Annotated in this window: 7 protein-coding genes; 3 read left to right on the forward strand and 4 right to left on the reverse strand. The window is 69.4% G+C overall.

Features of this window, described 5'->3' with window-relative positions; translation table 11 throughout:
• Positions 1-46: 46 nt before the first annotated feature.
• Both IEX49_RS01410 and IEX49_RS01415 read right to left on the reverse strand, forming a co-directional pair.
• Positions 47-6,181 (reverse strand): Ig-like domain-containing protein, encoded by a 6,135-nt coding sequence (locus IEX49_RS01410; protein ID WP_188803471.1) that lies wholly within the window; start codon positions 6,179-6,181, stop codon positions 47-49.
• 130 nt (positions 6,182-6,311) lie between these two features.
• Complete coding sequence (locus IEX49_RS01415) at positions 6,312-6,671, reverse strand: LysM peptidoglycan-binding domain-containing protein (RefSeq protein ID WP_188803473.1); 360 nt, start codon at positions 6,669-6,671, stop codon at positions 6,312-6,314.
• Between the two features lie 211 nt (positions 6,672-6,882).
• Between IEX49_RS01415 and lexA the strand changes: the two genes are divergently transcribed.
• Both lexA and IEX49_RS01425 read left to right on the forward strand, forming a co-directional pair.
• On the forward strand, positions 6,883-7,626 hold the full coding sequence (gene lexA, locus IEX49_RS01420; protein ID WP_188803475.1) for a transcriptional repressor LexA: 744 nt from the start codon (positions 6,883-6,885) through the stop codon (positions 7,624-7,626).
• A gap of 5 nt (positions 7,627-7,631) precedes the next feature.
• Positions 7,632-8,528, forward strand: coding sequence for a hypothetical protein (locus tag IEX49_RS01425; RefSeq protein WP_188803477.1), 897 nt, complete (start codon positions 7,632-7,634; stop codon positions 8,526-8,528).
• Here the strand turns inward: IEX49_RS01425 and IEX49_RS01430 are convergent.
• Positions 8,525-10,621 carry an ATP-dependent DNA helicase gene (locus tag IEX49_RS01430; RefSeq protein WP_188803479.1) on the reverse strand — a complete coding sequence of 699 codons (2,097 nt, stop codon included), beginning with the start codon at positions 10,619-10,621 and terminating at the stop codon, positions 8,525-8,527. The genes IEX49_RS01425 and IEX49_RS01430 overlap by 4 nt on opposite strands.
• Complete coding sequence (gene hflX / locus IEX49_RS01435; RefSeq protein WP_188803481.1) at positions 10,618-12,201, reverse strand: GTPase HflX; 1,584 nt, start codon at positions 12,199-12,201, stop codon at positions 10,618-10,620. The genes IEX49_RS01430 and hflX overlap by 4 nt, the downstream gene beginning before the upstream one ends.
• A 349-nt stretch (positions 12,202-12,550) precedes the next feature.
• Here hflX and IEX49_RS01440 point away from each other — a divergent pair, with 349 nt between their 5' ends.
• On the forward strand, positions 12,551-13,174 hold the full coding sequence (locus IEX49_RS01440; RefSeq protein WP_188803483.1) for a class I SAM-dependent methyltransferase: 624 nt from the start codon (positions 12,551-12,553) through the stop codon (positions 13,172-13,174).
• Positions 13,175-13,180: the final 6 nt, after the last annotated feature.

Consider the following 13,180-nt stretch of genomic DNA (forward strand, 5'->3'; position numbering starts at 1 on the left):
CTAGGCCTCGGCCACGGCCGTGGCCGGCGCATGTCGCGCAGAGACCTCAGTCACCGGGTGCTTGAATGCGGTTGGACTCGATGCCGTGGCTCGTCAGGTCCAGCCAGATCTGCCGGTGGCCATCATGGGCGATGCAGTTCGTGTTGTTCTGGGTAGCGTTGCCGTTCGCGTCCACGGTGACGGAGTAGTCGCCGAAAGTGAAGACTCTCCCGGGTTTGTCCGTGGACGACGAGCCGATCGCCGTGCACGTGTACTCGATCGTGGTGCCCGGATCGAAGTTGGAGAAGGTCTTGTCGGTCCGCCAGCAGTCCGTGTACTCACCGGATTGACACTGGCCGAAACTCGCCGCGCTGCCACCGCGGGAGATGCTGACGGAGGGATCCGGGACGGCCTGGGACGTCCCTGACTCGGTCACCGTCTCACACGTGGAGGTCCCGGTGACACAGACCTGGATGGTCATCGTGGAGGACGTGGCCGCCCGCGTCCGCTCCGTCGTGAAGGAGCCGTTGTTGTCCACGGTGGTGGAGTCCACCTTCGGCGTGACGGTCACGGACCGGCCGTTGCCGATGGTGGTGGTGTTCGTCGGGCTCCAGGTGAACTTCACGCTGCCGACCTGGGGCGTGGCGCGGATGATGGGCATGGTGAACGGCCCGTAGGCCACCTGGGTGGAGACGGTCCGCGAGTCCCCGGCGCCGGCGTCGTTCGTGGCGCGGACACTCAGCTGGTAGGTGGACCCGTTGGCCGGCACGTTGATGGTGGAGGACGTCGACGTCCCGAGGGACGCCCACCCGCTGCCGAGGGAGTATTCGTAGGAGACCGGTGAGCCGTTGCTCGCCGCCCCCGAGAAGGAGATGTCCAATTGGCGGTTGGTTCCGGTGGGTGAGGTGGTCAGTCCGCTCACGGCCCCGGGCAGCCCATAGGGGGTCACGGCCGCGGACCGTCCGGACGGCGGGGAGGTGCCCTCGGCATTCCGCGCGACCACGGAAAAGGTGTAGGCGGTGGACTTGTCCAGCCCGGACCAGTTCATCGACGTGGACCCCGGGGCCACATCGCGGGACTCACTCGAACTGCCGGAATGTGCCGTCACGGTGTAGCCCTGGAGGGCAGCGCCGTTGTCATCCGCAGCGGACCAGGACAACCGGACCACGCCGCCATCGACGGCGGAGGTGTCCCGGACCGCCGAGGGGGTCCCGGGGGCGAAGGGCTTGCCGGCCGGCGTCGCGGCCACCGACCAGCCCGACCATTCGGACGGCTCGTCGGCCTGGTTCACGGCCTGGATGCGGAATTGGTAGTCCACGCCGTTGGTGAGGCCGTCCCAGCTCAGGGACGTCCCGGCCCCGGCCGAGCGCAGGCCGCCCCCGGGCGGTGCCGGGCTCAACTGCACGCGATAGTCCGTGATGGCCGAACCGCGGTTGACCGGCGGCGTCCACTGCACGGCGACGAGGCCGTCACCGGCATCCACGGTGGGCGGGGCCGGCTGTTCGGGTCGCACGTCCGGAATGGCGGGCGCCGAAAGACCCGACGGATCCGATTCGCCCACGCCGTTGGTGGCCACCACCGTGAAGCGGTGTTCCACGGCATTCTCCAGGCCGGTGATGGAACACGCGGTGGAGGAGCACTGCTGGGTGGAACCGGTGGTCGTGTCCGTCACGGTGTACCCAGTGATCGGATCGCCGTTGTCCGGCGGTGCGGCCCAGGACAGCTCGACCGTCTGGTCGTCCACCGACTCGATCCGGGGAACGCCGGGGGCGTCCGGACGGCCCTTGACGATCACGGTGATGTTGCCCTGGACCTGCCGGGCAGGATCGGCCGTCAGATCCTGGATCGTATAGGTCACCTGCATTCGGCCCGAGTAGTCCTGTCCCGGGGTGACGGTCACGGTCGAGCCGTCCGTCGCGGCGGTCCCCTCGCCCGTCACCACCCGGGCAGCGGTCACGGTCAGCGGCGCCTCGCCCTCGAACGGGTTGATGTCGTTCTCCAGGACGTTGACCGTGACGGGTTCGCCGGACCGGGCATCCGGGACCTCGTCATCGAGGGCGCGCGGGAGCGCCCGGGAGGTGCCCACCACGTCGACGGCGATCTCTGCGGGGACGGGCTCGGCCTCACCGTCGGACACCGTGAACGCCACGGTGCCCGTCGTGCCCCGCTCGGCGTTGGAGGAGGGGGTCACCGTCAGCTCGGTGCCGACGAGTTCGGCAGCGAACTCGCCGCTGACCTGACCCGGGGAGAAGGTCAGTTCGTCGCCATCGGTATCCGACGCCAGCGGGCTGAGGTCCAAGGTCACGGGGTCACCGCCCTGCTCGATCTGCAGGGAGCTGGACTGCACCGTCGGCGGATTGTTCTCGTCCGGACGCGGCTCGACGGTAATGGGGATGGACAACGTGGACACCAGCCCGTTCGGGTCCGAGCCGTCCTCGCCATCCGTCACCGTCACGTTGACCGACGCACCACCGGCATAGTCGGCCGGGGCGGTGAACCGGACCTCGGTGGCCGATCCCACGGTGAACGCGGCGGATGCGGGGGTGGCGGACGCCGACCTGTCATCGGTCAGCCGTGGCGTGCGACCGTCGCGGACACCGATGTGGTCGGTCAGGTCCACGCGGAGGTCCTCACCGGCCACCACGCGCAGCGGTTCGGTCGTGGTCAGCCAGGGCGCGCGGTGGTCGTTGCCCGGCACCAGGATGAAGGCACGGCCCACCCCGCCGTCCACGTCCGTCAGCGTGTACATGATGACCTGTGCCGCCGGCTGCACGGGCACGACCACGTTGGTGCCCTCGACCCGGGCACCGGCCGACTGGGCAGCCTCGTCCACGCCGAGCTCGAGGTCCTCCACGGCGCCGTCCGGATCCTCGTCGTTGTCCAGGACCGAGACGGAGATCTGTTCCCGGCCGTCGATCTCCTCGACCCCGACGAGGTCGTCGCGGGCGACGGGCGGCATGAGCGGGGCCTCCTCGTCCACGCGGATGGAGAGGTTGGCGGTATCGGTGGCACCTGCGGGGTCGGCGATGGTGTAACCGATGTTGAGGAATCCCTCGGTCGCCGGGGTCATGACGCGGACCCGTCCGTCCACGATGTCCACCGGCACCTCCGGCTGGCTGGGGGCGAATCGATCCTGCACCAGGACCACCTGATCGCCGTCAGGATCGGCGTCGTTGGCCAGGACGTTCGTGGTGAAGGTGCGCCCGGGCCGGACCTCGACCGAGTCATCTAAGGCCACCGGTGGATGGTTCGTGCTCAGCGGCTGGGCGATCCCGATGGTCACCGTACCGGTGGCTCGGGCCCCCAGCCGGTCCACTGCCGAGTAGGTGAAGACGTCGGAACCCGTGGCGACACTGGAGGCGGTGTAGACCAAGCGGCCCTTCTCCATGCGCACGGAGCCCTGGGTGGGTGGAGATTGCACGCCCTCCAGGGTGACGGAGTCGCCGTCCGGATCGATCCCGTCCAAGGGGATCGGCACTGCCACGGATTCTCCGGAGAGCACGCGGGCGGACACCGAGTGCGGCACCGGCGGGTTGTTGGACTCGCGGTCCATCGGCACCATGGTGATCTCCACGGTGGCCGAGGCCTCCTGTCCGTCCGGGGCCCGCACCGTGTAGGCGAGAGTCGCCCGTCCGGGCTCACTGCCGGCGCGGAACCGGACCTTTCCATCGGATACGAATCCGATGCCGCGGCCTTCGGCGGCCTGGCGGTCGAGTTCCGGGACCAGGGTCAGCTCTTCCTGGTTGGGGTGGGTGTCATTGCCCAGGACGTCGATGGTGACCACGTCACCGACGCGGACGTTCGCCGCATCCGCGACGGCGATGGGCGGTTGCATGACCTCCGGTTCCGGCAGCGGCACCACGGTGACCTCGCCCTGGGAGGTGCCCTGGGCATTCGACACCGCATAGGAGAAGGTGGCCGGACCGGTCATGCCACCGGTGTCCACCACCCGAATGTGGTTGAAGTCCTCGATGGCCAGTTTCAACGGCGCCGGCGCCCCGGACTCGGTCGTGGCATCCTGGACCCCCTGCACCACCAGCACGCCGCCGGTCGGGTCGGTGTCATTGCCCAGGACATTGACGAGGGTCTGACCGCCTGCCGGCAACAGGGCGATGTCACGCACGGCCACCGGCAGTCCGGAGCTCTCCTCGCTCTCCACGACATCCACCCGGATCAGCCCCGGGGCGGAGTCGTACTCGTTCGCCGCCAGGTACTCGACGTAGTAGGTGTCGGCGACATCCGAGGACCACTGCACCGCTCCCCCGGCGGCAGAGTAGTCGATCTCCGCATCGTCGGCAGCAGCCACCTGGGCGAGGCGCAGTTGGCCCCCGAGAGGGTCGGTGTCGTTCTCGAGCGGGTAGAACGTGATCTCTTGCCCCACCTGGACGGTGACGTGGTCCGCCTGGGTGATCGGCGGATGGATCGAACCGCGTTCGAGGACCTCGATCTGTACCGTGCCCGTGGTGGTCTCGCGCCCGTCGGACACGGAGACCTGGATGTCCCGGCGTCCGGCCTCGCCGGTGTTGTCCTGGAACGTGAGCTGGCCGTCCGGGCGGGTCCGGACGGCATCCGGCTCCTCGGCGAGGGCGCCCACGAGCTGCAGGTCGTCGCCGTCAGGGTCGATCCAGTCGGTGAGGACCTGGCTCGTCACCGATTCCCCGGCCGGCACGCGCAGCACCGCCTTGCGTTCCTGCGTGGGCCCACGATTCTCACTGTCCGGCACCACCCGCAACGAGATCCGGGCCGTGTCCGTGCCGCCACGCCCATCAGACGCGACATAGGTCACCGCGGCTCGGCCGCTCGCGGATTCCGGGACGACGATCTGCATCCCGATGCCGTCGATGATCTCCTGCACCGTACCCACCGACGGCTGGTCGCCATCGAGGGAGGCCGTCAGGACGTCGCCATCAGGATCGGAGTCATTGAACAGGACGGGCAACGGCGTGGTCCGCCCAGGGCGCACGCCGAAGCTGTCGTCCTCCGCCACCGGAGGTCTGTTCTCCTCCTGCCGTTCCGGCAGGGCGGTCTCCTGGGTGACCTCGTCGGATTCCTCTTCCTTCTCCTCGCCTTCCCCCTGGGGCGGTTCGAGGTCGTCCCAATTGGCGACGACCTTCATCTGGTCCAGGACCATCCAGTTGGTCCCGGACGTCGTGTCGTTGAGCACCACGACGTCGCGGTTGACCCGGAAGACCAGTTCCGCGCCGGCCGTCAGCTCGGGAATGGGGGCGATCTGATCCTGTTCCTCGCCCTCACAGTCCTGCAGGTAGTGCCCGGTGACGGCCGAGGCGGCATGAAGACACCCGGCGACCCGCACGGGGGCCGTTGCCGCCACACTGCCGTCAGCACCGGCGGGCGTGGTCGATCCGGCGGAGGGATCCGTGGGCGGCACGATGCTCATCGCCTGAATGTCCCCGTTGGACAGCGCCACGGTGAGCAGGTCCCGCTCAGTGGACAAAGCCAACTGCTCCGCCTCGGGACCGGACGGCTGTGGCACCGCGCCCACCAGCCGCTCATCCTGCACGGAGTGGCCGGGCCAGGCGAGGGTGCCGGAGGCGGAATCCACCACCACGGGAACGTCGCCCACGGCCACCAGCTGCGGCTCCTGCATGCCGGACAGCCCTTCGACGCCATCCTTCCCGGTCTCTACCAGGGCTCCAGGCTGCTCACCTTCGGCACCGAAACGGATGACGCTGTCCTGGTCGAGGTCGGCCACCAACACCTCACCCCCCGCCGTGGTCGTCGACGTCACGGCGCCCTCCGCCTCGTAGAGGGGTTCGTCCGTGGAGACCTGGGGCGATGGGTCCACCGTCCCGGCGTAGACGGCCCCCTCGGCGGGGTTGCTGACCGAGATGACGCCAGCGCCCAGCGCGAAATCCTGGGTGGCCGGCAGCATGACTTGGTCGCCGGCGACCATGGCCGTGGTGTCAATGGATGTCAGGGCACCGGAGGTCGGGTCCAGCATGAGGGCGGTGGCGTCCTCCTGGTGGAGCTCGAAGTCCTCCACCGGGGGCCGGAAACCACCGTCCAGAATGGTCGACTCGTGGTTCAGGTGGCCGACGTAGCCCCCGCTGTTGTGAGTGACCCAGATGCCTGAATCATGCAGTTCGAGGTCAGCGGTGTCGAAGCCGGGATAGAGGAAGGCACCGGTGGCCACGAGGGCACCGACGGCGGAGAAGGCCACCGGGGTCGCCACAGACTTCATCTGCCTGCGCTTGTACCCCATGCGTGCCCCGTCATCAACAATGGATCTGCCCCACCACGGACGCAGGCCATTCTACCGGCCTGCCGGAGCGAGTCGAATCCCCGACGCCCGAGCCGGATCCAGACGAGACTCAGGACCCGGCCGGCACGAACAACACCTGCCCGGGCTGCAGCTCACCACCATCGAGGTCGTTCAGTTCGCCGATGCGCAGGATCGCCTCATTGCGGGGCGAGTCGGGTGCGGTGCGTCCGGCGATGGCCCACAGAGTGTCGCCATAGTTCACCGTGATGGTCTCCACGGCCGCAACAGGCTGGTCATCGGAGGCCGCCGCCGGAGCCATCCCGTGGGCGCCGAAGAAGACGGCGGCTGCTGCGGCCAGGACTGCCAGGACGATGACGGGGAATCCCACGAAGAGGAAACGACCACGGCGGTTCAGGTGGAATCCGGCGGAGCCGGCCGTGCGGGTCTGGACCGATGCTGCAGTGCTCATGCTCTTCTGCCTCTCCTCCCGGAACCCCGGGCCGTCTAGAACGTGTGTTCGACTGCTTCGACGTCATGTCTAGCACGCCTGTTCGAAACATGCCAAGAAAAATTCGAACATATCTTTGAATCGAGGGTGTGACTCCGGTAGCGTCAGACCCAGCGACCCAGCACGAGACACTTCACCAAGACCGACGGACACGATAAGAACGGATGGTCGAATGGCCCCCCGGATTCCCTCTCCCGCCCCGGACCCGCACCGCGACCCCACGGTCCGGCCCCTGACCGATCGTCAGCGGATCATCCTCGGATCCATCCGCTCTGCGATCGCCGCACACGGGTATCCGCCGTCCATGCGGGAGATCGGCGATGCGGCAGGCCTGGCCTCGCTCTCATCGGTCACCCATCAACTGGGTCAGCTGGAGAAGCTCGGCTACCTCCGCAAGGATCCGGGCCGCCCGCGCGCCATGGAGGTCCTGCTGGACGAGAACGGCCGGGCCCTCGTGGCCGAGTCCGCCGTCATGCCCGCCGAATCGGCGGCCACGCCGGGCGGGACGGTGCGGACCCTGCACACCGGGGCCGCCGACGGTGATGCCGTCCCGGTCCCCCTGGTCGGCCGGATTGCCGCCGGTGGGCCGATCCTCGCCGACCAGCAGGTCGAGGACGTCATGACCCTGCCGCGTCAGCTGACCGGCGAGGGGGAATTGTTCATGCTGAAGGTCTCCGGCGATTCCATGGTCGATGCGGCCATCTGCGACGGCGACTGGGTGGTGGTGCGTCAGCAGAACAACGCTCAGAACGGAGACATCGTCGCCGCGTTGCTGGACGACGAGGCCACGGTGAAGACCTTTCGGCAGCGAGACGGCCACACGTGGCTGCTGCCGCAGAACTCTGCGTATGAGCCGATTCTCGGAGACGAGGCGACAGTCATGGGCAAGGTCGTCACGGTACTCCGGGCGCTCTGAGCCCCATGAACCATCGGCCCCTGCCGCCGGGTGTCCGCGTGGCGGATGCCGAGGAGTTCGTCTACACCCACGGGCGGCTGCTCGAACGCCGCCGGGTGGACCTGCTGCTCCACGGCGGCGGCACCGAGGGTGTCCTGGCCGCACTGGGGGCGTACCGCAATCCAGACGGTGGATTCGGTCACGGCCTCGAACCCGATGTGCGGTCACCGAAGAGTGAGGCGCTCTCCACGCTGACGGCTCTGGACCTCTTGGCCGGCTGGGATCTGGCCGAGCACCCCTGGGTGCGCTCTGGACTGGAATGGGTGGCCTCGACCTCCGGACTGGACGGTTCCGTGCCGTTCGTCACCGAGGCCTCCCTGGAGTGGCCCCATGCGCCGTGGGTCCAGCCGGACCCGGGCGGTTCGCATCTGACGTATGGCTTCGCCGCCGCGGCGCTGCTGACGGGGTTCTCGGGTGGGTGGGCCGAGGCCGCATCGGACTGGTGCCGGCTCCGTCTGTCCCGGAGGGCGACTTCCGGCGTGCTGCCCGCCTATGAGGCCAAGTACGCCCTGAGGTTCCTTGCTGCGGACGGTCTTCCCACGGACTCGGCCGACAGCCCGATCCTGGCAGCCCTTCGTGAGCGGCTGTCCGCTGACGGCTCCCTCCCCGTGGAGGGTGGCGCCGAGGACGAGAGCATCCACGCGGTCGACCTGGTCCACCAACCGTGGACCGTCCCCTTCCCCTCAGACCTTCTCGGCGGCCTGGTCCCTGCGGCCGTGATGTCCCGGGACCGTCGGTGGCTCGCATCCGCCCAGGAGGCCGACGGTGGATGGTCCGTGGACTGGCCGGCCTGGAGCCCGGCCCCTGGCCTCGAATGGCGGGCTATCCGCACGGTCGGGGCGCTCGAGATGCTGATCCGCTAGTCAGTGGGGCGGAGCCGCTCCAGCACGCCGCGGACCACGGAGGGATCGGCCGTCGGCCAGAAGTCCGGCAGGGTCGAGCGCAGGAACGACCCGTACCGTTCCGTCGCCAGCCTCGAGTCGAGGACAGCCACCACACCTCGGTCCGTCGCGGTCCTGATGAGCCGGCCGGCGCCCTGCGCCAGGCGGACCGCCGCATGCGAGGCGGAGACCGCCATGAACCCGTTGCCGCCATGGCGGCTGATGTCCCTGGACCGCGCCGTGGACAGGGGATCGTCCGGTCGCGGGAACGGGATCCGATCGATGACCACCAGGCGGCAGGACTCGCCGGGCACGTCCACGCCCTGCCACAGGCTCATGGTCCCGAACAGGCAGGTGTCCTCCTCCGTGGCGAACTGCCGCACCAGCGCCGTCAGCGTGGTGTCGCCCTGGCACAGGATCGTGGGCTTCGGACCGAGCCGGGTGCGCATCTCGGCGGCAGCGTCCTCCGCAGCCCGTTTGGAGGAGAACAGGCACAGAGCGCCGCCGCCGGACGCCTTGAGCAGTGCCTCGAGTTCGTCATAGCTCTCGGGGGCCGCGAACCGACCCGGCTTCGGCAGGTGCCGCGCCACGTAGAGCACGCCCTGCCTCGGGTAGTCGAAGGGGCTGCCCACGTCCAGACCGGTCCAGGACGGTGCCCCCTCGCCCATCAAGCCGAGGGATCCCGCCACCGGGTTGAACGACTCGCCGATGGCCAGCGTGGCCGAGGTCAGCACGGTCGTGGCCTGACCGAAGAGCCCCTCGCGGAGTTTGCCGGCCACGGACAGCGGTGCCACGTAGAGCATCGGAGCCGCGGACTCGTCCCCGGGGATCCACCCGGTGCCGGGCTCGAAGCGACCCGGCCGGGAGGCCCACAACACCTCGGGATGACTGGTGTCCGGGATGGTCTCCAGCATCCGCTCTGCCACGTCCAGGACGTCCTGCATCCGGGACCGGGCCATCTGGCGCCCGCCGTCGGCCGAGGAGTCGGCACCTCCCCCGCTCGGCTTGGAATCACTCAGCCCCTGGCGGGCCGCATCGCGGACGGCCTTCAGGGCGTTCTGCTGGATCTCATCCGGCCCACGCGGTATCAGTCCCGTAGGTGTGGCGGTGAAGGCGGCGTCGAGGCCGGCCCCGGCCTGCACCAGGTCTTCCACGGCGATGGCCGTGTGCTTGCGGGCCGAGGAGGCCGCTGCCTGCACGATGGCCCCGGAGAGCTGGCCGGTCACCGCCCCGGTCACGCGGTCCTGGAGTTCGTGGGCCTCGTCCACCACCACGGCCTCGAACTCGGGCAGCACCGCGAGCCCCTCGAAGGCGGCGATCGCGAGCATGGCATGGTTGGTGACCACCACGTCCGCCTCCCCGGCGTCCGCGCGCGCCCGCTCGGAGAAGCACTCGGCCGCCATCGGGCACTTCTGCGCACCGAGGCAGTCCACCGCGGACACCGAGACCTGGCGCCACGCGCGGTCGGTGACGCCCGGGTCGAGGTCGTCCCGATCCCCGGTGTCCGTCTCCTCGGACCATTCACGCAGCCGCAGGACCTCGCGGCCCAGGGGGCTGGTCGGGCCACCGTCGGATCCGGACAGCAGCTCGCCGTCGTCGGCCATGCCGAACAGTGCCTGGCCGTCCTCCTCCGGGAAGCCGCCCTCCAGCTTGTGCTTGCACAGGTAGTTGGACCGGCCCTTGACCAAGGCGACGTTCATGGGACGGGGAAGCTCGTCCCGCAGGGCTTCCAGCAGCTTGGGCGCATCCCGTCGCATGATCTGGGACTGCAGCGCCAGGGTGGCGGTGGCCACCACGACCGGGTTCTCGGCCTCCAGGGCGTGCTGCAGCGCCGGCACCAGGTACGCCAATGACTTCCCCGTGCCGGTGCCCGCCTGCACCAGCAGGTGCTGACCGGTCTCCAGGGACCGGGCGACCTCCACGACCATGCGCCGCTGCCCTTCCCGGCGCTGACCCCCGGTGGCTGTGACGGCGGCGTCCAGCAGCCGCAGGGCCTCCCGCTCGGCGTCGGTGCGGGGCTCGGCGGCGGGCTCCGCCTCGGCAACCGGCGCGGCTTCCTCGACCGTCTCTGTCATGCTCCGGCGCGCTCCTGACCGTCCGCGGACCCCTTGGCGGCATAACGGCGCAGGTCCTCGGCGATGTCCTCGCGGACCAGTACCCGCAGCCGCGTACCCTCCGCCTCGTAGGTCTCCGAGATGATGTCCGCGTCCGGCGAGTGCAGGCGGGAGACCACGTCCCCGTCCGTGAACGGGATCAATAGGTCCAGGGCCACGTTCGGGCGCGGGATCGCGTCCGAGACGGCGCGCTCGAGTTCCTCGATCCCCTCGCCGGTGCGGGCGGAGACGACCACCGACCGCGGTTCCTTCTGGCGCAGCCGGGCCACGACCACCGGGTCGGCAGCGTCGGCCTTGTTCAGCACGATGATCTCCGGGATCTGCCGGGCGTCCACCTCGGCCAGCACGGATCGCACGGCGGCGATCTGCCCCTCGGGATCCGGGTGCGAGGCGTCGACGACGTGCAGGATCACATCCGCGTCGGCCACCTCCTCCAGGGTGGAGCGGAAGGCCTCGACCAGTTGCGTCGGCAACGAGCGGACGAAGCCGACCGTGTCCGAGAGCGTGTAGCCGATGCCGTCCGGGGTGACGGACTTGCGCACCGTCGGATCCAAGGTGGCGAACAGGGCGTTCTCCACGAGCACACCGGCATGCGTCAGGCGGTTGAGCAGGGACGACTTGCCGGCGTTCGTGTACCCGGCGATCGCCACGGAGGGCACCCGGTTGCGGCGCCGGTTGGCCCGCTTGGTCTCGCGCGCCGGCTTCATCGCGGCGATCTCCCGGCGCAGCTTGGCCATGCGGGTGCGGATACGGCGGCGATCCAGCTCGATCTTGGTCTCACCGGGACCGCGGGAGCCGATGCCCTCACCGCCGGCGGCACGACCACCGGCCTGGCGTGACATGGACTCACCCCAACCGCGCAGGCGCGGCAACAGGTACTCCAGCTGAGCCAGCTCCACCTGGGCGCGGCCCTCACGCGACTGGGCGTGCTGGGCGAAGATGTCCAGGATCAGCGCCGTGCGGTCGATGACCTTGACGCGGACGATGTCCTCCAGGGCACGGCGCTGAGAGGGCGCCAGCTCCGAGTCCACGACGACGGTGTCCGCCCCGGTCATCGCCACGATGCCACGCAGCTCCTCGGCCTTGCCCTTGCCCAGGAAGGTGGCGGGATCGGGCAGATGGCGGCGCTGGATCAGTCCGTCCAGGACCTCGGAACCGGCGGTCTCGGCCAGGGCCGCAAGCTCGCGCAGGGAGTTCTCGGCGTCCTCCGAGGTCCCCTCGGACCAGAGGCCGGCGAGAACGACCCGCTCCAGGCGCAGCTGACGGTACTCGACCTCGCTCATGTCCTCGAGCTCGGTGGACAATCCGCTGACGCGCCGCAACGCCTGACGTTCGGCCAGGTCGAACTGCTCGCCGTCCGCCTCGGTGTGCCCGTCACCGCCTTCAGACAGCGCGAGCGCTCGGCCATGTTCGGGGGCGTTCTTGGCGGCACTGGCCGCATCGGCCGCGAGGATCCGGTCGATCACGTCCCGGATCTCGGACTCGTTTCCGTGCTGCTCGTTCGCGGGCTGTTCGTTCCCCTGCGGGGTGGTCTCGGTCATGGTCTCCTTGGAAGAGGTGTGGTCTCTAGGGTAGTCGCTGGCGGGGACGCCGAGAGTGTTCAGGTCGCGGCTGTGGAGAGGGGTTTTCGGGGCCACGTGGGCCTCCTTCATAGATCGGGCCGGCGTGGGATCGACGCGAGGAATCGCGGCAGACCAGGACCCGGACAGGCGGGTCACACAGGCTCAGGGAAAAGTGGGTGCCATCACGGACGGTGTCTCGACCCGCTGCACAGCGGGGAGATGAAAGTCCGGAGCGTCGGTGCCTCAGGGGCACGTCCGACTCAACGCAGGTAAATCCACATGCCATCCAGTATAGGGACGCTGTCAAGCAGAGGTAGCATCGGCCGTGATGGATTCCGCACACTACTTCTCCGCCGAGCCGGTCGGCCCGGAACAACGACGACGGCTCAGCGTCACCTTGGCCGGCCGGGACGTCACCGTCGAGACGGCGGGCGGCATCTTCTCCCCCGACGGCCTGGACAAGGGCACCGCGGCGATGCTGCGTACGGTGCCGGACCCGCCGGCGTCGGGCTCCTTCCTGGACATCGGCACCGGATGGGGGCCGCTCACCTTGACGCTGGCGCTGTCCAGCCCCGGCGCCCAGGTCACGGGGGTGGAGGTCAATGACCGTGCCGCGCAGTTGTGCCGGGACAATGCCGCCGCCCTCGGCCTGGACAACATCTCCGTCTACCGGCCAGACGAGGTTCCGGCCGAGCAGACCTTCGATCTGACCTGGTCCAATCCGCCGATCCGGGTGGGCAAGGAGGCACTGCACTCGATCCTGTTGCAGTGGCTGCCCCGGCTGGCCCCCGGGGGCCGGGCCCTGTTGGTGGTGCAGAAGAACCTCGGGGCCGATTCGCTGCTGCCCTGGATGGCCGCGGCCCTCGACGAACGGTTCCCGGGCCAATTCACGGCGTCACGCTTCGGCAGCGAGAAGGGCTTCCGGATCCTGCAGGTGGACCGAATCCGATAGCCGTCG

Source organism: Citricoccus zhacaiensis (assembly GCF_014645315.1).
GTDB lineage: Bacteria > Actinomycetota > Actinomycetes > Actinomycetales > Micrococcaceae > Citricoccus > Citricoccus zhacaiensis.